Consider the following 21,610-nt stretch of genomic DNA (forward strand, 5'->3'; position numbering starts at 1 on the left):
CGCGACGGCGACAGCACCGCCGCACGGACGCCGAACCGCTTCAGCACCGGAACTCACCCGAACGGCCGTCCCGCGGTGCGTCGGCCGCCCCCGCTGCACAGGCTGACGGCAACGTTCCAGCCACTCCGGGAGGGGCTCCATGAGTTCCATGGACATGCCGGCCGACGCACCGCGGGACGAGGTGCGGCCCGCGAGAACACGAGCGGTGTCGGCGCCCCGGCTGAGCTGGCTCACGCTCGCCCTGATGACGACGGCGTCCGTGGCCAGCCTGCGGGCCGCCCCCACCATGGCCGTGTACGGCCTCGCCTGCGTGTTCCTCTACCTGGTACCGGCGGTGGTGTTCCTGCTGCCGACGGCCCTGGTCTCGGCGGAGCTCGCCTCCGGCTGGAACGGCGGCGTCTACCGCTGGGTGAGCGAGGGGCTGTCGAAGCCGCTCGGATTCCTCGCCGTGTGGTGCCAGTTCGCGATGACGATCTTCTACTATCCGAGCCTGCTGGCCTTCGTGGCGAGCACGATCGCGTACATCATCGATCCGGCCCTCGCCTCCAGCGGCCTCTACACCGCGATCGTCATCATGGTCCTCTACTGGACCGGCGTGTGGGTCTCGTCCCGGGGCACCAAGGCACTGGCGGGACTGTCCAGTTGGGGACTGGTCATCGGCACCCTGGTGCCCGGCACGATCCTCGTCGTGCTCGGCATGGTGTTCCTGGCCGAGGGGAACCCGTCGGCCGCGCCCATGACCGCGAGCCATCTGCTGCCGCAGTGGACGGGTCTGGCCAGCCTCGTGCTGATCGTCAACAACTTCCTGTCCTACTCGGGCATGGAGATGAACGCCGTCCACGTGTCGTCGCTGAAGAACCCGGCGAAGGAGTACCCGAAGTCGATGTTCCTGGCGATGGGCCTGGTGCTGCTGATCTTCATCCTGCCCGCGCTGGCCATCAGCTGGGTCGTGCCCGCGGACCAGACCAGCCTCACCGCCGGCGTGATGCAGGCGTTCGAGGCGTTCTTCTCGTACTTCCACATCGGCTGGATGACACCGATCGCGGCGGTCATGCTGATCTCCGCGTCGCTCGCGGGCATGCTGACCTGGCTCGCCGGACCGTCCAAGGGCCTGCTGGAGATCTCCCGCAGCGAGGGCTACCTGCCCCCGTACCTGCAGCGGCTGAACCGGTTCGGCGTCCAGCAGAACATCCTGGTCACCCAGGGCGTCGTGACCACGATCATCGCCCTCGGGTACGCGTTCATCCCGAACGTGTCCAACGTCTACTGGATCTTCTCGACGATCACCACGCAGGTGTACCTGATCGTGTACCTGTTGATGTTCGTCGCGGCGATGAAGCTGCGGAGGAACCAGCCCGACCACCCGCGCGGCTACCGCGTCCCCGCCCTCAACGTCCTGTGCACCGTCGGCCTGCTCGCCTCGGCCGCGGCCATGGTCATCGGCTTCGTGCCGCCCTCCCAGTTCGGCGGCGGCAGCGTGCTCGTGTACGTCTGCATCATCGGTGCCGGACTCGGCATCCTCGGCCTGCTGATCCCGTGGGCGTTCCTGCGCTTCAGGAAGCCGAGCTGGCAGACGGAGGCCGCGCGCGAGGAGGAGGCCACGTCATGAGTCCCACCCGGTTCGCGTCCGAGCACAAGTGGATCTACCTCGGCTCCATCGTCGTGCTCCTCGCCCTCGTCGTGATCGGCCTCGTGCGCTACATGGGCATCGCCAGGAACAACGAGGCGGCACAGAAGGCCAATCGGCTGGCCGACGCCGCCGAGGAGGCCGGCTACCCGCGCCCGAACATCTCCGTGATCGAGGGCGCCCTCGGCACGGACGGAGGCCTGGTCTGCGAGGACCCGGCCAGCGCCCTCAAGTCGGCCCTGTGGAAGATCAACGTGTCCAACGGGGCGGCGTTCGTGGGCCAGCGGCCCGTCATCGGCGACCGAAAGGCGCTGCGGGCCGAGGCCAAAATCCTGGAGATCTACTGCCCGGACAAGCTGGACAGGATCGAGGACAGGCTGGACGACCTGAAGACCGACGACACCGTGAGGCGGTGACCCATGTCCGAACTCGCCGAGACGATCGCCGGGTTGATGGAGCGCGCCCGGACGGACCTGGCGGAGCTGGTCGCCATCCCCTCCGTCGCCGACCCTCGCCAGTACCCGCCCGAGGAGTGCCACCGCGCGGCACAGTGGGTGGCCGACGCCTTCATCGGGGCGGGGCTGCACGACGTCCACCTCGCCGAGACGCCGGACGGCAGCCACGCCGTCATCGGCCACCGTCCGCCGCCGCCCGGCGCGCCGACCGTGCTGCTGTACTGCCACTACGACGTGCAGCCGCCGCTGGACGACGACGCCTGGACCACACCGCCGTTCACGCTCACCGAACGCGACGGCCGCTGGTACGGGCGCGGCACGGCGGACTGCAAGGGCAACATCGTGATGCACCTGACCGCCCTGCGCGCGCTCGGCGACGACCTCCCCGTCGGCGTGAAGTTCGTCGCCGAGGGCTCCGAGGAGCAGGGCACCGGGGGCCTGGAGCAGTACGTCGTCCAGCACCCCGAGCAGTTCCTCGCCGACGCCCTGCTCGTCTGCGACACCGGCAACGCGGAGGTCGGCACGGGCACCGCCACGACGACCCTGCGCGGTCTCGCCGATGTCGTCGTCACGGTCGACACCCTGGCGGGCGAGGTCCATTCGGGCATGTTCGGGGGTCCGGCACCCGACGCGCTGGCGGCGCTGATCCAGATGCTCGCCTCGCTGCGGGACCCGCGGACCGGCGCCACCCGGATCGACGGAATCGACTGCGAGGGGAGTTGGCCGGGCGTCGGCTACGACGAGGAGCAGTTCCGCACCGACGCGGGCGTGCTCGACGGCGTCCGTCTCACCGGCACCGGCACGGTCGCGGACCGGTTGTGGGCCCGTCCGGCCGTCACGGTCCTCGGCATCGACTGCCCGCCCGTGGTCGGCTCGACCGCGGCCGTGCCGCCCACCGCGCGGGCCCGGGTGAGCCTGCGTGTCCCACCGGGCACCGACGCGGCGGCGGCCCGCGAGGCCCTCACGCGGCATCTCGCCGGGGCCGCGCCCTGGGGAGCGCGTGTCACGGTCGAGACCGGGGGCACCGGATCGCCGTTCCGGGCCGCCACCGACGGGCCCGCGTACGCCGCGCTCGGCCGGGCCGTGAACGAGGTCTACGGCAAGCCCATGGCCTTCCTCGGCCAGGGCGGCTCCATCCCGCTGTGCAACGTGCTGGCCGGGACGTATCCGCGCGCCGAGATCGTCCTCATGGGCGTGGAGGAGCCCCGCTGCCTCATCCACGCGCCCAACGAGAGCGTGGACCCGACCGAGATCGAGCACATGGCGCACGTCGAGGCGCTGTTCCTGCGCGAGTACGCCGCGTCGCACCGCCGCTGACCGCGCCCGGGCCGGCCGCCACGGCCCGCCGGGTCCGCGAGTCCGCCACCGAAGGCCGGACCCGCGGCCCCCGGACGTGGACCGGCCGGACTCGCGGCCCCCGGGCGTGGACCGGCCGGTCCACGCGACCGTCGGCACGGTCCACGGGTCGGCGGTCCGCGTCCTCACGGGACCGCCGATACCGGTCCGCGGGTCCCGGACCGCCCTCCGGCCCGGCCCGGCACGCAGGACAGGCGGGGCCGCTCACCACGCCTCGGTGCCGTCGCCACGCACCGGCGGGGTGCGCCCCTCGTCCTTGTCCGCTCCCGCACGCAGCTTGAGGGCGAGCAGCGGGAAGACGAGGACGGAGATCATCGCGGCCCCGACGAGCGCCGCCGCCTCACCCGTCGTCAGCACCTTCTCCTCCAGGCCGATCGTGGTGATGGCGACGACCAGCGGCAGACACGTGGCGCAGTACAGGGTCAGGGCCCGCCGGTCGGCGCCGCCGAGGTCGCGCGGGGCGAGGACGTACACCGGAAGGCCCCGCACCACCACGAACAGCACGAGGAAGGCGGGCAGCAGGGCCAGTGTGCCGCCACCGCCGAGCAGCGCGTCGAGGTCGAACTCGATCCCGGTGACGACGAAGAAGATCGGCACGAGGAAGCCGAAGCCCATCGCCTCGACCTTGCCGAGGATCTCCTCGCTGCTGTCGGGCACCGCACCCTGGAGCACGAGCCGGGTGAGCAGACCGGCGGCGAAGGCGCCCAGCAGGACGTCGAGTCCGAACGCCTGGGACAGCGCGAGCATGCAGACGAGCAGCAGCATCACGAACCGGACCGCGAACTGGCCGCTGCTGTGCAGGGTGTTGGCGATGACCCGGGAGAACCACGGGGGCCTGGGCCGCAGCGCCCACACCACGGCGGCCGCGGTGATGGCGGCGAACCCGGCCAGCAGGGCCGTCGACTCCCCGGGTCTGCGCCCACTGAGCAGGAGCGCCATCGCGATGATGGGCCCGAACTCGCCGACCGCGCCGAAGGCCAGCATCACCGTGCCGAAGCGGCCGCGCAGATCGCCGCTGTCGCGCAGGATCGGCAGGACCGTGCCGAGCGCGGTGCTGGTGAGTGCCGTTCCGATGACGACGGTCTTGTCGAGGTCCGCCCCGGTCAGGGCCAGTGCGACGCCGAGGCCGGCGAGCAGCGAGATGATCCAGGCCCGTACCGACCTGCGCAGCGTGTCGCCCCGTACGGCCGCGAAGTCGATCTCGTACCCGGCAAGGAAGATCAGCATCGAGAGGCCGAGGTTGGACAGGACGTCGATGACGTCCTCCTGATGGGCCCAGCCGAGCACGTCGGGGCCGATGAGGATGCCGAGCAGGATCTCGAAGATCACCAGCGGCACCCGCACCCATCGGCCCAGTCCGTGGGCGAGGAGGGGCGCGAGCACGGCGACGGCCATGATGAGGAGGAGTGTGCTCGGGTGGGACATGGCTCGTATCTAGCATGAATCGGGATCAATACGTTGTCCTGGGCCGCCCGGTCGAACATGTCGGAGGGCGCGGCGCCCGCGGGGGCATACCCCGGTGGCCGGCTCGCGGGCCGTGTCAGGCGTCGGCCGTCCGCTGCCCCTTCGGTTCGCGCTTCCACCACCGCAGCACCAGACGGGCCGTCAGGAAGGAGACGACGGACGCCATGACGATCAGGGGCATCTGCTCGTACGCGTCGTCACCCAGCAGCAGCACCGCGAGGACCGCGCTGGTGAGGGGCAGGCCGGTGACGGCCACCGCGGACGCGGCGATGCCGAGCCCGAGCGCCGGGGTGACCCCGAAGCCGGGCAGTCCCGAACAGGCCATCGCGGTGGCGACACCCAGCAGCACGCTGGGGAAGATGGGACCGCCGCGCAGGCTGCCCAGGCAGATGCCCCAGGCCAGGCCCTTGCAGACGACGAGCGCGACGAGGGCGCCGACCGACCAGGCGTGCGGGTCGGCGGCGATGGCCCCCAACTCGGCCTGTCCCGACAGCGCCGCCTCCTCCGGGGAGCGGCCGGTGATCAGGGCGTACGCGGCGATGCAGCAGCCGACCGCGACCGCGCACAGGACCGTCCGGACGCTTTTGCTGTGGGCGGTCCACCGCACCGTGAACCGACCGAGCCGGTGGGCCGTCGTGATGACGAGCGCGACCAGCACGGCGGCCGGGAGGCCCCAGAGGAAGTCGCCCGCGTCGGGCGTCGCGTCGGGCGGCACGGTGGTCAGCGACAGGGCGCCGATCGACAGGCCCGTCCAGTGGCCGAACCCGGTGAAGACGAGCGCCCCGGTGCCGCTCGCCGTCATGCAGGGCAGCAGCAGCATCGCCACCCGGGGGCCCGCGAGGCCGGCCGCCTCCAGGACGAACAGGGCGGCCACGACCGGGCCTCCCAGGATCGTGGAGATCGCCGCGGTCGATCCCGTCGTGGCCACGACCGTCATCGACCGCTGGTCGCCCGCCGCCCTGGCGAGGCGCAGGATCAGCAGCGCGAGACCGCTGCCCAGCGCCATGAGCGGGGCTTCCGGACCCAGCACGACACCGAGCGGAAGGGTGGCGAGGGCGGCCAGGATCACACTGGGCAGCTCCCTGGGGCCGATCGGCGGGCCGCCCAGTCCGTCGGCGGGCACGTGACCTCCGGCGCCCGGCATGCGCGTCACGACCGGCGCGAGGATCAGGCCTGCGAGCAGCAGCGCGGGCAGCGGCCACCACCAGGGAGGCCCGTCGTAGCCCAGCGCCTCGGGAAGGTTCTGCCACACCTGGTTCTGGAGTTCGTGCTGGGCGCTCACGAAGAAGAAGCAGGCCAGGCCGACGGGCAGGCCGAGCACGGCAGAGAGCAGGAGCAGACGCAGGTAGCGGCCGGTCAGCAGCACCTCCCACCCGGTCTCGGCACCGGATGCGGCGGGCTTCTCCGTGGCGCCGCTCACCGTGTCGTCGCCCAGGGCCCGTCGAGGCGTTCGCGGCTCCCCCGGCGCGCGCTCCCCGTGGTCCCGTGCGGACGAGGTGCGGTGGTGGGCCCCATGCGTGCTCCTTCGGGGAGGTTCCGGACGGTGCGCGAACGAGGTCCCGCCCCGTCCCCCATGCAAGTCCGGTCCGCGGCGCGGCGCCCGTCGACGGGGCCCAACGGGTGACGCGGAGCGCCGCGCGGGCGGTCCGGACCGGGTCGGTGCCGACGCGCGCCCCGACCGCGCGCGCTCTCACCCGAACGCACCGCGCCGCGAGCGCATCGCGCCGTCAGCGGTTGTGCTGGCTTGCATCTGCACGACGTCCACGTGCACGCGGAGGGAGCCCGCCATGCCGGAGAGCGACACCAGCGGCAACGGGGGGCCGGGCCGTCGCGACGACGAACTGGCTCAACTGCACGCGCGCATCGCCTCGCTGGAGGCGGCCCAGCGGACCGCGAAGCCCCGCCGGCACCGCGGGAGGTCCTTCCTCGCCGCCCTGCTGATCGTCCTCGGGTGCGTGCTCGCGCCGTTGAGCGCCGTGGCCTCGTGGGCCTCCGACGTCGTCGGCGACACCGACACGTACGTGGACACCGTCGCGCCCCTCGCCTCCGACCCGGACATCCAGAACGCCGTCGCGAACCGTGTCACCGACGCGGTCATGGAGCGGCTGGACCTCCAGACCCTCCTGCAGGACGTCGCTCCGAAGGACCGGCCCCTGCTGGAGAAGGCGCTCGGCAAGCTGGGCGACTCGCTGGAGGACGCGGTCCGCAGCTTCGTCCACGACAAGGCGCAGGACGTGGCCGCCTCCGACACCTTCGAGCGGATCTGGACGCAGGCCAACCGCCGTGTCCACTCGGCGGTCGACAAGGCGCTCACCGGCAGCGGCGGGGGCGCGGTCAAGATCAACGACGACACGGTCACCCTGGACCTCGGTCCGGTCGTCGAGGACGTCAAGCAGCGCCTCGTCGACGAGGGGCTGACGGCGGCGGGGAAGATCCCCGAGGTCAGCACCGACTTCACCCTCGTGAAGTCCGAGGACGTCGGCAAGGTCAAGACGTACTTCCGGATTCTGCAGCTGATGGGCAACTGGCTGCCGGTCATCGCGGTCCTGCTGGTGGCGGTGGGCGTCTGGCTCTCCGCGCACCGCCGCCGGGTCCTCGTCGCGGCCGCACTCGGATTCGCCTTCGCCACGGCCGTGCTGGGCGTGGCGCTCACGGTCTTCCGGGCCGTCTACCTCGACGCGCTGCCTCCGGGCGTCTCCCAGGGCGCCGCGGGTGCGGTGTACGACACGCTGATCCACTATCTGCGCACGGCGATCCGCACCGTGGTGACCCTCGGCGTGGTGGTCGCCCTGGCCGCCTGGCTGACAGGACCGGGCCGCTGGGCCACGGCGCTGCGGACCCTGTGGGGCGCGGGCATCGGCGCGACGCGCGCAGCCGCCGACAGGCTCGGCATGCGGACCGGGCCCGTGGGCCCCTTCATCCGGCGCCACCGCCGCTGGTTCACGTGGATCCTCGTCCTCGGGGCCGTGCTGGCGTACGTCTTCTGGAGCCGCCCGACGGGCTGGGTGGTGGTCGGCCTGGCCCTCGCGCTGCTGTTCGCGTTCGCGGTGGTCGGCTTCCTGGCCGCCGACGGGGACGCGGGCGGGGACGCGGACCGGGACGACGACAGAGACAGCGGCGGCGGCGACGGCGGCGGGAAGGGCCCGGAGGGCGGCAGGCCCGTGAAGGGCACCGAGGTGGGCGCCGGCGGCTGACAGCCCCGCGTCCGGTGCAAAGACGCCGCACCCCGGACGGCACCCGCGGACGATCCGGCACCCGTCGCCGGTCCGGCACCCCGGTCGACCCGGTGCACGCACTCACCCGCTCACCCGTTTGCACTACGCCGTGTGGCCGTACGGCGGTCGCGGGCGAAGGCTCGGATTTGCCCGCCGGCCCCCGCCACGGGGCGCACCGGGACGAGGCAGCGGAAGGAAGGGCGACATGAGCCAGCAGGCGGAACAACCGAGGGGACCGTCCCGGGAGGGCACTTCGCGGGCGACGGCGGGGTCGCGGGAGCACGACGCCTGGGTGACGGGCGGGGTGACCTTCGCGGGTGTCCTGCTGCTGTGCGGCGGCGTGCTCGCCGTGCTGCAGGGCATCGCGGCCATCGCCGAGGACGACGTGTACGCCCGCGTCGGCACGTACGTCTACGAACTGGACCTCACCGGATGGGGCTGGATCCACCTCGTCATCGGCGTGCTGGCCGCTGCCACCGGCGCCGGCCTCCTCAAGGGCATGCAGTGGGCACGCTACGCGGGCGTCTTCCTCGCCTCGCTCAGCCTGATCACCCAGTTCCTCTTCCTGCCGTACGCGCCGGTCTGGTCCGTCATCATGATCGGTATCGACGTGTTCGTCATCTGGGCGCTGGCCAGTCGCCCGAGGAACGCGGTCTGACCGGTCCGCGCGCTCAACCCTCGGCCGGCACCACGGTGTTCACCTTGCCCCGGGTGTCGGCCCGCAGGTATCCGCCGCCGCCGTACTCGTCGCTCAGGTACACGCTGATCCCCGCCGGAAGGTCGAACGCGGTACTCCGCGGGAGGGCCATGAGGTAACGGTTCTCCACCTTGGCGACCTTGAGCCTCCTTCCCGCCTCGGCCAGCAGCGCGGGGAGCACGTCCCAGTCGTAGTCGTCGAGGCGCATCGGGCGGTCGTCCCCCACCAACGTGCCCTTGCCGAGGCCCTTCTCCACACCCCGGCCGACCCGGTAGGTGTAACTGTCGTACTTGGTCTCGCTGCCCTCGACCATGACGTGGGCCATCACGTAGTCCGGGTACACGACGAAGCGGCCGAACCGGTCGCCGCCCGACTCCTTCTCCAGGGCCCGGATGGCGGTACGGACGCCGTCGGGGGTCAGCAGACCGGTCGGCCCCTCCTCCTGCGCTCCGTCCTCCTTCGCGCCGTCCGTCCGCCGGGGCGTGGGCGTCGTCGAGGGCTTCCCCGACGTCCCGCCCCCGGAGTCCTCGGAACCCTGCGCGTCGTTCGAGCCCTGCGAGCTCTTCGAGGGAGTGGCGCCGGTACCGCCGTCGCCGCCCGGCAGGAACCACCACACCAGCACACCGGTGAGCACGGTGCCCGCGACCGACAGCGCGACGACCAGCCACCGGCTCCGCCCCGCACGGCCGGAGGGCCCGGAGGGGGCGGCAACGGGCGTCGGCGACCCGCCGGGGCCTGTCGGGGAAACGGGCGGCACGTCGGCCGGGGGCGGGGCCAACCGGTACGACGTGGGTTCCCCGTCGCCGTCGACGACGGCCGCGAGCATGCGGTCGAGCGTCCCGGCGTCGGGGCGCGCCACCGCGTCCCTCACGAGCACGCCCATCAGCACGTCCCCCAGCGGTCCGGCCCGCTCCGGTGGCGGCACCTCGTCGTGGAGCACCGCGGCGAGGGTGGCCAGCGTCGTGCCCCTGCGCAGCGGATGGTGCCCCTCCACCGCGGCGTACAGCATCATCGCCAGCGACCACAGGTCCGAGGCCGCGCCGGCGTCCTGGCCCGAGATGCGCTCGGGTGCCATGTAGTCGGGCGTACCGATGATGGACCCGGTGGCGGTGAGGGCCGTGGAGTCCAGGATCGCCGCGATGCCGAAGTCCGTGAGTACGGGACGGCCGTCGGGGCGCAGCAGGACGTTGGCGGGCTTGACGTCCCGGTGGTGGATGCCCGCCTCGTGGGCCGCGCTCAGGGCGGCCAGCACCTCGCGTCCGGTGCGTGCGGCGCCGGCGGGGTCCATCGGTCCCCGGTTCAGCAGGTCGGCGAGCGAGCCGCCGCCGACCAGTTCCATGACGATCCACGGGTAGGTGCCCTCGCCGCCGTCGACGATGTGGTGGATCGTGACGACATTGGGGTGGTCGATCCGGGCCAGCGCCCTGGCCTCGCGAAGCACCCGCTCCCGCAGCAGGCGGGCCCCGTCCGGGTCGTACTCGGCGAGTGCCGGATCGGGCGGCCGCACCTCCTTGACGGCCACGCTCCGGTGCAGCGCCAGGTCGGTGGCGCGCCAGACCGTGCCCATCCCGCCCCCGCCGAGCCTCGCCTCCAGCCGGAACCGTCCGTCGATGACCCGTCTGCCGGTGTCCGCGTCGTTCATGCGCGGGAGCCTAGAGGAAAATGCGTTCGACCACGATCACCGGAGGCAGCGCCGCCTGTGCGCAACTCGCTGCGATCCTCGGCAGTCAGGCCCGCACCATCCGCGTACCGCACGACACCGGCATACCGCAGGGATCGCCCGACATCACGCCTGACGACGTACGCATCCGGCGCGAGTCGGGGGAGCGTCGAAGACACTCCCCCGGACATGTCCCGACTTCACTGTCGGGGAATCACATCTCTGCGAGTTCTTTCATCTCGTCGATCACCCGGTTGTCTTCGAAAACTGGATACCCGCCTACCAGGTGACTGATCCCGGACGTCACAAATTCCTGGACTTCAGACACATACTCCGCCAGATCACATTCAGGCGCCACGGCGCCCGCTCCGTGCGAGGGAGTAAATTTCACCCTACTGTCCTGCAGTTTGATTCGAATCACGTAGGAGTTCTCGGTGAAGTCGATTTCCGCGGAACCGTTCGAGCCGAGATCACGGACTGAAAGCGACAGGGTGTACATGATGTCCACCAGCGGGAGTTGCGCTGCGGTCAGAAATTCTTGACCACCCACCTTGAAATCAACTGGGTATATGAAGTACCCATAGCGCAAATCCGTCGCACTTACGGTGGAAAGATTGATGATGCCGGACTTCCAAGCGCGCTCGACAGCCGCCGGGAAGTCGCATCCGTTGTTCGATGTGAAGCCGATCTTCAGCAACACTCTCCTCCTGACCCGGGTGCGCGGTCGGGCAACCGCCGGACGCGTGGCGCGAGTACGGCGGCGCGGCCCGGCGCCCCTGTCGCGGGAGCGGGCTACGGGGTGGCGGCCGTCGACCTGCCGAGGTAGGTGAGGGGTCCCGGGTCGGGGACCTGGATCTCGTGGAAGCCGAGGCGGTCGTAGAAGGCCCTGGCGGACGTGTTGGCGGTGACCATGCCGAGGTGGACGGCCGGAACGCCGCGCTCGTGCAGCGCGGCGAGGAACGCGTTCATCAACTCGCGACCGTGGCCGCGGCGTTGCCGGTCCGGGAGCAGGTCGATGTGCAAGTGGGCCGGGTAGGCGGCGAGTTCGGGCACGAGCATCCGCTCGGGGGTGTGCAGGAGGCGGAGCATCTCCTCGCTGGGGGTGCGGGGCGTGCCCGCGGGGTCCGGGTGGCGTCCCGCCACCAGGGGAATCCAGGTCTCCCGGAAGTCCTTGACGAAGCGCTCGGTGTCGGCGGTGCCGAGGACGTAGCCGACGGGACGGCCGGCTCCGTCGTCCAGGACGAAGGCCAGCTCCGGCTCCAGGCGGCAGTAGGGATCGGCGAAGATCGACGGCATCAGTTCCAGGTCGGGGTACACCTCACGCGAGTCCCCGCCCTCGTATGCGGTCCGTACACAGATGTCCGCGACGCCCGCGCGGTCGGTGGGCCGGTAGGGACGAACGCTCGGCCGCGACTGCGGCTGCAAGGGCGACATGTCGTCATCCTGACCGCTCGGGAGCGCTCCCACAACACCTTTGCGGGAGCGCGTCAGGCACCCCTACCGAGCGGGTACCCCTGGTGCGCCAAGAGGCACGACCCCACTCGACGGCGCACCCCATTACCAGACATGAACGGCAAGGACTACGAGAACACCCCGATGCACACGCGGTCTTCACGACGTGGTTAAGCTCCAGTGCTTCATCCGGATCTGGAGGGGACCTCTCTTGCGCAAGAACACTGTCGCGGCCGCGCTCGTCACGGCCTGCGCGCTGGCCGCCGTCGTCGCGGCACCTGCCCACGCCGCCGAGTACCAGTCGGCGCTCAAGGTGCGCGGCGTGCAGTACGACGCGCCCGGCAGCGACTCCAACCGCTGCACCACCGGGAACACCGACGAGGAGTACTTGACCATCAAGAACTTCTCGGCCTCGGCGACGGTCAACCTCAAGGGCTACGTCGTCAAGGACGCCACGGGCAACCGCTTCGCCTTCACCGCGAACCACTACCTCCAGCCCGGTGACTACGTGAAGCTGCGCGGCGGGAACGGCAACGACTCCGACGCCTCCAACGTCGTCTACCGCGACAACTGCAACTTCATGTGGAACAACGACCGCGACACGATCTACTTCTACAAGCCCTCGGGCAGCCGCGCCGACGTCCACGCCTACAGCAAGACCGGCTCGGACCCCGACCGCGACGGCTACGTGCGCTTCCACGGCTGATCCCGGCAGCCCTTCGGGGACGCCTTGGGGGGGTCCCCGAAGGGCTGAGCCCGAGGACCCCCGTCGGGCCCCGTGCCCGAGGGCGGTCGCTCAGGCCCGGGCCGTGCTCGCGACGTCGAGAGCCGCTATGTGCCCGAAGGTCATCGCCGGGCCGATGGTCGAGCCCGCTCCCGCGTAGCTGTGCCCCATGACGGCCGCGCTGGCATTCCCCGCGGCGTACAGCCGGGGGATCACCGACCCGTCGGGGCGCAGGACCCGCGCGCGGGCGTCGGTGCGCATGCCGCCCTTCGTGCCGAGGTCGCCCGGGACGATCCGGAAGGCGTAGAACGGCGCCAGCCACAGGGGCGCCAGGCACGAGTTGGGGCGGACCGCGGGGTCCGTGTAGTAGTGGTCGTACGCGCTCTGCCCGCGCCGGAAGTCGGTGTCCGTACCGGTCAGGGCGAGGCCGTTGAAGCGGTTGACGGTGGCGCGCAGCGCGGCCGGCGGCACACCGATCCGCTCCGCGAGGGCGTCAAGGGTCCACGCCTTGTGGGCGGCACCGGACGCGTACCACGACTCGGGCAGGGTGAACGTCGGTGCCACGTCCTTGAAGAGGTACCGGTTGCGGTAGTTCTGGTCGACGATCAGCCAGGCCGGGATGTCCGGGTCCGTCGCGTGGCGTTCGTACATGATGTGCACGACATCGCTGTACGGGGCGGCCTCGTTGACGAATCGGGCTCCGGCGGCGTTGACGAGGAGGCCGCCGGGCAGGGTGCGTTCGGCGAGGCAGAAGTAGGGCTGGTCGGGCAGCGGGATGGCGGGACCCCACCATGCGTCGTCCATCAGGTCCAGCGCGGCACCGGCCCGCTCCCCCGCCCGGATTCCGTCGCCGGTGTTCTCCTTGGCGCCCACCGTCCACTCGGTGCCGATCGGCTGGCGCTGGTACCGCTCGCGCATGGCCGCGTTGTGCTCGAAGCCCCCCGAGCCGACGATCACTCCGTGCCGGGCCCTGATCAGTCCGGCCGACCCGTTCCTGGTCACGACCGCTCCCGCGGCGGCCCCGTTCTCCAAGTACAGGTCGGTGAGCGGGGTGTTGAGCCAGACCGGCACCTGTGCCGTGAGCAGGCCCGCGCGCAGACCGGCCGCCAGCGACTGCCCCATGGTGAGGGGTTTCTGGCCGAGGAGGGCGGCCCTGGTCCCGCGGGCGAGGCACTCCGTGGCGACGGCCGCTCCCCGCGCGCTGACCGCTGCGAGAGCGAGCCATTTGTAGTCGGCGCTGAACACGACCATGCCGCTCGGCACCGCCATGTAGGGCGGGTTCAGCCGGGCGAGTTCGGGCCCGAGGATGTTCCCGTCGAGCATGGCCGGTTCGATGGAACGGCCGCCCGGCAGCCCTCCGGCCAACTCGGGGTAGTAGTCGCTGTACCCCTCCATCCAGCGGAAACGGAGCGGGCTGTTGGCCATGACGAACGAGATCATGGCGGGGCCGTGCCCCAGGAAGGCCTGGCGCCGTTCGGCGGAGACCTCGGGGCCGACGACGGCCGCCAGGTAGGTGGCGGCCTTCGCGGGGGTGTCGGGCACGCCCGCGGCGAGGATCACCGGGTTGTTGGGAATCCAGATGCCCGCGCCCGAGCGGGCGGCCGACCCGCCGAAGGTGGCCGCCTTCTCCACGACGACGCAGCTCAGCCCTTGCTTGGCGGCGGTCAGCGCGGCGGTCATGCCCGCCGCTCCGGAGCCGATCACGACGACGTCGTACGTTCCCAGGAGCGGCACGTCGGCCGCGTCGGCGGCCGTGGGGAGACCGGCCGCGAGCGTGAGCCCGGCTCCCGTCGCGGCGCCGAGCACCCGGCGCCGCGAGGGGCCCGGCAGGACGGCGGGGTCAGTACGTCTGGCAGGGTCCGCGTTGGTCATGGCAGAGCACTCCAGCGGGGCGAAGGAATGGGAGAGCGTGCTGTGCCCCGGGGCGGCGACGGTCGTGCCGCGCACCGGTTCTGATGCGGAGTCAGGAATGTCGCGCGGTGGTCTTGGGAAGTCAAGGCATGCGCCGGGCCCGGTGCTGCCCGGGCCACCCGGAGCCCCACGCGGGGAGGTCCGGTCGGCCGCTGTGCCGGTGGCCGTCCGGAAGGCCTGCCCTGGTCGCCGGTCCGGGTGGCCCGTCCTGCTCCGCCGGTCCGGGGCGCGGGGCCGGGCGCCTGTCGGACCGGCTTCCCCCGAACACGCGGAAGGGGCGGTCGGACCTGCCCGTTCCGGCAGGTCCGACCGCCCCTTTCACCGCACGTGGCGGCTAGAGCAGTGTCACTCCGCTCCCGCCCTGATGCGGCGCAGGAGCACGAAGCCGAGGATCACGAGCACTCCTCCGGCCGCGGCCGGCCAGAGCTGGGTGCCGGTCTCCGCGAGGCTTCCCGATTCGCCCGCCGCGGACGCGTCGTTGGCGTCCGTCGGCTCGGGACCGGGCACCGCGGTGTCGACGTCGTCACCCGATCCGCCGGCGGCCGCGTCGGTCTCGGCAGCCGACGGGGACGGATCCGACTTGGGCTCCGTGGTGGGCTTGTCGCCGTTGTCGTTGCCGTTGTCGGCACCGTCGTCACCATTGTCGTTGCCGCCGTTGCCGCCCGCGGGCTCGGTCGCCTGCGGGGCGCTGGTGGCCGGGTCCGGCGTCTCGTCGTCGCCGCCACCGTTGCCACCGTTGTCGGCGCCGTCGTCACCGCCGTTGTTGCCGCCGTTGTCGGCGCCGTCGTCGTCACCGCCGTTGCCGCCGTTGTCACCGCCGTTGTCGCCGTCGTCCGGCGCGTCCGGGGTCTCGGTGGCCGTCGGCTCGGGGTCGGGCTCGTCGCCCGGCTCCTCGCCGCCACCGCCACCGCCGGCACCGGCACCGCAGTTGCGGCCGCCGTTGATGCACTCCACCATCTCCTTCATCAGGTCCTCTTCGAAGACGTTGATGAAGTCGCCGTGGTCGGTGATCGGCTTGTGCAGGTTCTCCGGGAAGGAGTCCACGGCGAACAGCGGGGTCGTCTTGCCGCCGTCCTGGATGCTCGGCGCGTCGACGTCGTAGACGATGCGCTGCACCAGCTGCGGGATGGCCTTGAAGCCGCCCGCGCAGTTGCCGGCCGCGTCGGCGAACGCCACGTGGGTGCGGTGGTTGGCGCTGTCGATGTTCCGCCCGTCCCAGCAGCTCTGGAACTTGAAGGTGCGGACCACGTCACTGCCCTGCGGGCAGAGCGGGTACTTGTCCTTCAGCTGACGGTCCTCGAGGCCCGTGCAGCTCCAGGAGGCGTTGGCGTTGGCGGGACCGTTCACGAACGCCTTGGCGTCACCGGTGATGATGCGCAGCAGCTTCGGCATCTCGGCGACGTCGCCGCTCGGGCTGCCGACGAACTTCATCGTGACCTGCTTGGGCGTGATGATCTCACCGGCGTTGCCCTCGATGGCACCACCCGGGGAGTTCGCGTCCTTCTCGTCGGCGCCGTTCTGCAGGCGCAGCACGGGCCAGAAGTACGAGGACTTGTCGCCCTTGTTCTCACAGGTCGTGTCCGCGCCCGCGAGGTCCTCGTCGCTCGCGAAGGCGTCGTTGTCCTGGTTGCCGACGTAGTCGTGGAAGTGGTGGGCGCCGTTGGTGACACCCGGGGCCACGATCACGTTGTCGGAGTTGAACACGCCGTTGGCGTTGACACCGCAGCTGGTGGCGAAGCTGCCGGTGGAGGCGTTGTCGCCGCCCTGCGGGTTCTGCACGTTCGGCTGGACGGACTTGATGTCGACGAAGTCGGCGGCCACGGGGCCGTTGCCGGCCTGGCCGCCGTTGCCGGGCTGGGCGCCGCCCTGGTCGCCGCCACCGGGCGCCTGGCTCTGCTCGCCGGGCGCCTGGCTCTGGTCACCCGGTGCCTGGCTCTCCTCGCCCTGCTCGCCGTCCTGCTCGCCGCCCTGGGCGTCCTCGTTGTTGCCGGAGGCTCGCAGCACACAGGGGGCGAAGGCCTCGAGGCCCTCGGGACGGTCGCCCACCCGGTCGATGGCGATGAGGATCCGCTCGATGGTGGCGGCCCTCTTCTCCTTCAGCGGGTTCATGATCGAGGAGTCGGCGAAGTTGCTGTCCTGCTCGATGGCCTTCTCGGAGCTCTGCAGCCGCTGGTAGGCCTCGGCGATCTGCTTGTCCAGCACGGAGAGTTCGTTGTCGACCTCCGTGCGCGCCCCGTCCGGCACCGCCGTCAACTGACTGCCGACGTCCGGGCAGTCGATGGTGGCGGCCCCCGAAGCAAGGGCCTGGGCGTTCCGGGTCGGGCCCTCCGTGGAGCCCTCACTGGCGGTGGCGTAGACGTTCACTGCCGCCAGCCCACCTCCGCCCAGCATCAGTGCGACCGCCGCAAAGGTCGCGCGACGTGCGCCTGTTGGGCGTCTGCGCGTGTTGCGTCTCAAGGAAGTACTCCTACGCTTCGTTCCCGGCTCGGCATGGCAATCCCCCCGCTCAATACGCGGAGGAGCACTCTGGTGTTCAAACGCCCCGGGAATTCTTGGAAATTACTCATGGACCCGGCCGCCCCGGGGGCACCGTCCGGTCACTGCGCGTCATCCCCCGAGGTACGGCTCACGCATCGGCCGACCGCCCCGGAGGCACGGAGGATACCGGGTCGCGGAAGCCGGGAGTCCGGCGCCCCCGAGGCGCCTCGCCGCCGGGGCCGCGACCGGCCGGGCACCCGCCGCAGCGGTGCGCCACGCCGGGCCGCCCCGCCCGGCGGACGACACGACTCGCCGGGCCCGGTCGTCCCTCGGACCCGCCCGGGAGCCGCTCCAGGCCCCGCCCGGCCCCGCCCCGGGTGCCCACTCCAGACCCCGCCCGTGCGCCACCCCGGACCCGCCCCGGGTGCCGCCCCGGGTGCCGCCCCCGCCGCCGCCCCCTTGTCCCGCCGGTTTCCGACACTCCATCAGGTCATCCGTCCCGGACCCTTGACTCTGTTTGCGCTACTCGGGATTCTCGACCCATCGCTTGTATGAGCCATGACAACCACGTCGCGGGGCCGCGCCCCCGACGGTCCGGGCTCCTCGACCCCTACGGTCCGGCTCCTCGCCCCCACCGACCACCGACCGAAGCGTGAGTGATGACCATGACCCGACCACCGTCCCTCAGGCGCAGACCCCTCACCGTCGTGTCGCTGCTCCTCCTCGTGATGGCCGTGACGCTCGGCCCCACACCCAGCTCAGCGGCCGGGACGGACTGGTGGAACCCGGTGGCCCGGCCCGCGCCGGACTCCCGGATCGACGTCACGGGCGAGCCCTTCAAGGGCACGAACGCACAGGGTGAGGTGCGCGGGTTCGTCGACGCGCACAACCACCTGATGGCCAACGAGGCCTTCGGCGGCCGGCTCATCTGCGGCAAGGCGTTCTCCGAACTGGGCGTGGCCGACGCGCTGAAGGACTGCCCCGAGCACTATCCGGACGGATCGCTCGCGGTCTTCGACTTCATCACCAAGGGCGGCGACGGCAGGCACGACCCGAACGGCTGGCCCACGTTCAAGGACTGGCCCGCGCACGACTCGCTGACCCACCAGCAGAACTACTACGCCTGGGTCGAGCGCGCCTGGCGCGGAGGCCAGCGCGTCCTCGTCAACGACCTCGTCACCAACGGTGTGATCTGCTCGGTCTACTTCTTCAAGGACCGCAGCTGCGACGAGATGACCTCCATCCGGCTCCAGGCCAAGCTGACGTACGACATGCAGGCCTACATCGACAAGATGTACGGCGGCACCGGCAAGGGCTGGTTCAGGATCGTCACCGACAGTGCCCAGGCCCGCCAGGTGGTCCAGCAGGGCAAGCTGGCGGTGGTCCTCGGCGTCGAGACCTCAGAGCCGTTCGGCTGCAAGCAGGTCCTCGACATCTCCCAGTGCAGCAGGGCCGACATCGACCGCGGCCTGGACGAACTGCACGCGCTGGGCGTGCGCAGCATGTTCCTGTGCCACAAGTTCGACAACGCCCTGTGCGGTGTCCGGTTCGACGAGGGCACCCTCGGCACGGCCATCAACGTCGGGCAGTTCCTGTCCACCGGCACCTTCTGGAAGACCGAGAAGTGCACCGGCCCGCAGCACGACAACCCCATCGGCGGCGCGGCGGCTCCCGCCGCCGAGAAGGAGCTGCCGGCGGGCGTGGACGTGCCGTCGTACGCGGCCGACGCCCAGTGCAACACCCGTGGCCTCACCGAACTCGGCGAGTACGCGGTGAAGGGCATGATGCAGCGCAAGATGATGCTCGAGATCGACCACATGAGCGTCAAGGCCACGGGGCGGGTCCTCGACATCTTCGAGTCGCAGTCCTACCCCGGTGTCATCTCCTCGCACAGCTGGATGGACCTGAACTGGACCGAGCGGGTCTACCGCCTCGGCGGCTTCGTCGCCCAGTACATGCACGGCTCCGAGGGGTTCGTGGCGGAGGCGGGCCGCACGGAGGCCCTGCGCGACAAGTACGGCGTGGGCTACGGCTACGGCACCGACATGAACGGAGTCGGCGGCTGGCCCGCCCCGCGCGGCGCGAACACCTCGAACCCCGTGCGCTACCCGTTCCGCAGCGCGGACGGCGGTTCCGTCATCGAGCGGCAGACCACCGGCGAACGCACCTGGGACATCAACACGGACGGGGCCGCGCACTACGGCCTCGTGCCGGACTGGCTGGAGGACATCCGGACCGTCGGCGGCCAGGAGGTCGTGGACGACCTGTTCCGGGGTGCCGAGTCCTACCTCGACACCTGGGGAGCGTCCGAGCACCACGCGGCGGGGGCGGACCTCAGCACGGGCGCGTCCGCCACGGCCAGTTCGTCGGAGTGGAGCCTGTTCACGAGCTACGCGCCCGGCCGGGCCGTGGACGACGACACGGGCACACGCTGGGCGAGCGACTGGAGCGACGACCAGTGGCTGCGGATCGACCTCGGGGCCACCCACCGGGTGGGCCGCGTGACCCTGGACTGGGAGCGCGCCTACGCCTCCTCGTACCGGGTCGAACTGTCCACCGACGGCACGGACTGGAAGCCGGTATGGTCCACGACCAGTGGTGACGGCGGCCTGGACACGGCCCGGTTCACCGGCACACCGGCCCGGTACGTACGCGTCCTGGGGCTGGACCGCGGCACCGAATGGGGCTACTCCCTCAAGGAAGTCGGTGTCCACAGCGACTGAGAGCACACCCGAGGTGGTGTCCTGGGCCGGGGCCGGCCGGATCGTCCGAACCGATCCGGCCGGCCCCGGCACGGCTCCCCCGGTCCACGACGAGTACGAAGGACCACCCACATGGCACGGAGGCCATCGGCCGAGCGGCGCCGGCAGTTGACCGAGGGCGCCATCCGCGCGATGACCCGGGACGGCGTCGCCGGCACGACCACGCGTTCGATCGCCGCCGAGGCCGGGGTGTCCCTGAGCGTCTTCCACTACTGCTTCGACTCCAAGCGCGCCCTCGTGGAGTCCGTCATCGAGACGATCACCGGCCACTCGGTCGCGGTGGTGAGGGAGGCGATCCGCCCGAAGGCCACACTGGCGGAGACCATCGGGGCGGGTTTCCAGGCCTATTGGGACCATGTGCGCGCCCATCCCGCGGAGCACATGCTCACCTACGAGCTGACGCAGTACGCCCTGCGGCAGACCGGCTTCGAGCATCTGGCGCGCAGGCAGTACGAGTTGTACGGCGACACCTACGCCGAGCTGATCGAACAGCTGCGGCACGAGATGGACTTCGAGCTCCGTGTGCCGGTGCCCGTGCTGGCCCGGTACCTCGCGGCGATGACCGACGGACTGACCCTGCACTTCCTGGTGCTGGGCGACGACGGCACATGGCCCGCGGTACTCGGCACGGTCACGGACCATGTGGCGGGCCTCGTCCGAGACGGCGACGGCGACGGCGACGGCGACGGCGACGAGGCACGGTCGGCCACCCGTTGACCCGGGGTGACACGGCCGGGGTCCCGCCCGTCCCCGGGGGACTCAAGTCCCCTCCCGCGACGGCACATGCAGCAAAACTCCTCCCGCGCACGCCTGTACGGCGGATTCACCTTGACGGTTGAATTCGAGACATCGACCGAACGGGTCCACTCCCCGCCGGACAAGGTGTCTCCCCGCACGTGGGCGGCCCGCAGCGGCCCTGGCGCGGGGCGTGGAACCCGTCGGCGCACCCCGACTCGGGACGGATCATGGCTGGGATGATGCGAGTACCATCCGGCCCCAGCAGCACTCGTTGCATGAGGAGAGGTAACTGCCATGTCCGACGGCGAACCGACGACCACGGAACTCAAGACGCAGTACGCCGCTCAGGTGGCCGCGGACCTTGAGCGCAACGCCAAGGAGCAGGAACGTATCGGCGCCGAAGTTGCGGCGCTTCAGGCGCAGTTGGGCGGTCTGCAGCACGACCACGCCCTGTTGGTGAATCTGCGCCAGACGCTGGGCGGGGAGGACTCCCCCGCGGAGCCGGCCGAGGCCGCGCCCAGTACCCCGCCCGCGAAGGCTCCGGCTGCCGAGCCGCTGGTGCCGCGCCAGGCGTCCGGCGAGGACAAGCCCCCGAGGCGCAAGAGGGCGACCGCCGTGAAGTCCCGCAAGGGCACGGTGAAGAGCGGTGGCACCAAGGCGTCGGCCTCCACGTCCGCCGCCAAGGCCGGCACCGGCAGGGCCGGAACGACCAAGTCCGGGGCGGGCAAGACCGCCCGCACGGGGCCGTCCGCGTCCGAGTCGGCGTCCGAGTCGGCCGACAAGCTGCCCACGCTCGTGGAGCTGATCCGCGACCATCTCGCCCGGCAGCCCGAACCGCGGTCCGCCGCGGAGATCACCACCGCGCTCACGGCGGCCCACCCCGATCGCGACATCAAGCCCAAGGTCGTGCGCACCACGACCGAGGGGCTCGTCGCCAAGGGCCACGTGCAGCGCACCAAGCAGGGCAGTTCCGTCTTCTACACCCCGGCCGAGGCCGCGGAGGCCGTCGCCCCCGCGAAGGAGAAGGACGCGGCCACCGCGTGACCGTCCGGCGCCGCTGCGGGCGGAGCC

16 protein-coding genes are annotated in these 21,610 nt (G+C 71.4%); 9 read left to right on the forward strand and 7 right to left on the reverse strand.

The features are described from left to right. Positions 1 to 139: 139 nt before the first annotated feature. Genes gadC through IE265_RS29370 form a run of 3 tightly spaced genes read left to right on the forward strand, consistent with a single transcriptional unit; the run spans position 140 to position 3,399 of the window. Positions 140 to 1,609, forward strand: coding sequence for a glutamate/gamma-aminobutyrate antiporter GadC (gene gadC, locus IE265_RS29360; protein ID WP_190038757.1), 1,470 nt, complete (start codon positions 140 to 142; stop codon positions 1,607 to 1,609). Then, positions 1,606 to 2,043, forward strand: a complete 438-nt coding sequence (locus IE265_RS29365) for a hypothetical protein (RefSeq protein WP_190038758.1) — start codon at positions 1,606 to 1,608, stop codon at positions 2,041 to 2,043. The genes gadC and IE265_RS29365 overlap by 4 nt, the downstream gene beginning before the upstream one ends. A 3-nt stretch (positions 2,044 to 2,046) precedes the next feature. Beyond that, a complete protein-coding gene (locus IE265_RS29370) occupies positions 2,047 to 3,399 on the forward strand; it encodes a dipeptidase (protein ID WP_190038759.1) in 1,353 nt (450 codons plus the stop codon). Positions 3,400 to 3,642: 243 nt separating this feature from the next. Here IE265_RS29370 and IE265_RS29375 read toward each other — a convergent pair whose 3' ends face one another. Together IE265_RS29375 and IE265_RS29380 are read right to left on the reverse strand one after the other, a co-directional pair. Next, complete coding sequence (locus IE265_RS29375; protein ID WP_190038760.1) at positions 3,643 to 4,863, reverse strand: cation:proton antiporter; 1,221 nt, start codon at positions 4,861 to 4,863, stop codon at positions 3,643 to 3,645. Between the two features lie 115 nt (positions 4,864 to 4,978). Further along, positions 4,979 to 6,322 carry a chloride channel protein gene (locus IE265_RS29380; protein ID WP_190038761.1) on the reverse strand — a complete coding sequence of 448 codons (1,344 nt, stop codon included), beginning with the start codon at positions 6,320 to 6,322 and terminating at the stop codon, positions 4,979 to 4,981. Positions 6,323 to 6,689: 367 nt separating this feature from the next. Here IE265_RS29380 and IE265_RS29385 point away from each other — a divergent pair, with 367 nt between their 5' ends. Both IE265_RS29385 and IE265_RS29390 read left to right on the forward strand, forming a co-directional pair. Beyond that, positions 6,690 to 8,096 (forward strand): hypothetical protein, encoded by a 1,407-nt coding sequence (locus IE265_RS29385; protein ID WP_229916681.1) that lies wholly within the window; start codon positions 6,690 to 6,692, stop codon positions 8,094 to 8,096. Positions 8,097 to 8,322: 226 nt separating this feature from the next. Then, complete coding sequence (locus IE265_RS29390) at positions 8,323 to 8,775, forward strand: DUF7144 family membrane protein (RefSeq protein ID WP_229916683.1); 453 nt, start codon at positions 8,323 to 8,325, stop codon at positions 8,773 to 8,775. Between the two features lie 13 nt (positions 8,776 to 8,788). Here IE265_RS29390 and IE265_RS29395 read toward each other — a convergent pair whose 3' ends face one another. The 3 genes from IE265_RS29395 to IE265_RS29405 all read right to left on the reverse strand — a co-directional run bounded on the left by IE265_RS29395 (position 8,789) and on the right by IE265_RS29405 (position 11,908). Next, on the reverse strand, positions 8,789 to 10,456 hold the full coding sequence (locus IE265_RS29395; RefSeq protein ID WP_190038762.1) for a serine/threonine-protein kinase: 1,668 nt from the start codon (positions 10,454 to 10,456) through the stop codon (positions 8,789 to 8,791). A 232-nt stretch (positions 10,457 to 10,688) separates the two neighbouring features. Continuing rightward, complete coding sequence (locus IE265_RS29400) at positions 10,689 to 11,174, reverse strand: hypothetical protein (protein WP_190038763.1); 486 nt, start codon at positions 11,172 to 11,174, stop codon at positions 10,689 to 10,691. A 92-nt stretch (positions 11,175 to 11,266) separates the two neighbouring features. After that, on the reverse strand, positions 11,267 to 11,908 hold the full coding sequence (locus IE265_RS29405) for a GNAT family N-acetyltransferase (protein WP_190038764.1): 642 nt from the start codon (positions 11,906 to 11,908) through the stop codon (positions 11,267 to 11,269). Positions 11,909 to 12,137: 229 nt separating this feature from the next. Here IE265_RS29405 and IE265_RS29410 point away from each other — a divergent pair, with 229 nt between their 5' ends. Continuing rightward, the gene (locus tag IE265_RS29410; RefSeq protein ID WP_190038765.1) at positions 12,138 to 12,632 is read left to right on the forward strand and encodes a lamin tail domain-containing protein; all 495 of its coding nucleotides are present in this window, start codon (positions 12,138 to 12,140) and stop codon (positions 12,630 to 12,632) included. 90 nt (positions 12,633 to 12,722) lie between these two features. Here the strand turns inward: IE265_RS29410 and kstD are convergent, their stop codons facing one another. Then, on the reverse strand, positions 12,723 to 14,522 hold the full coding sequence (gene kstD, locus IE265_RS29415) for a 3-oxosteroid 1-dehydrogenase (protein WP_190038766.1): 1,800 nt from the start codon (positions 14,520 to 14,522) through the stop codon (positions 12,723 to 12,725). 384 nt (positions 14,523 to 14,906) lie between these two features. Beyond that, entirely contained in the window at positions 14,907 to 16,952 is a 2,046-nt protein-coding gene (locus tag IE265_RS29420) for a DUF1996 domain-containing protein (RefSeq protein WP_190038767.1), read from the reverse strand. Positions 16,953 to 17,704: 752 nt separating this feature from the next. Here IE265_RS29420 and IE265_RS29425 point away from each other — a divergent pair. From IE265_RS29425 to IE265_RS29435, 3 genes are all read left to right on the forward strand, one after another. Continuing rightward, complete coding sequence (locus tag IE265_RS29425; RefSeq protein WP_373303054.1) at positions 17,705 to 19,762, forward strand: galactose-binding domain-containing protein; 2,058 nt, start codon at positions 17,705 to 17,707, stop codon at positions 19,760 to 19,762. Positions 19,763 to 19,873: 111 nt separating this feature from the next. Beyond that, positions 19,874 to 20,518 carry a TetR/AcrR family transcriptional regulator gene (locus IE265_RS29430; protein ID WP_190038769.1) on the forward strand — a complete coding sequence of 215 codons (645 nt, stop codon included), beginning with the start codon at positions 19,874 to 19,876 and terminating at the stop codon, positions 20,516 to 20,518. A 315-nt stretch (positions 20,519 to 20,833) separates the two neighbouring features. After that, positions 20,834 to 21,583, forward strand: coding sequence for a hypothetical protein (locus IE265_RS29435; RefSeq protein ID WP_190038770.1), 750 nt, complete (start codon positions 20,834 to 20,836; stop codon positions 21,581 to 21,583). Positions 21,584 to 21,610 lie beyond the last annotated feature (27 nt).

The sequence above is a fragment of the Streptomyces fructofermentans genome (assembly GCF_014651055.1).
In the GTDB taxonomy this organism is placed as follows: domain Bacteria; phylum Actinomycetota; class Actinomycetes; order Streptomycetales; family Streptomycetaceae; genus Streptomyces; species Streptomyces fructofermentans.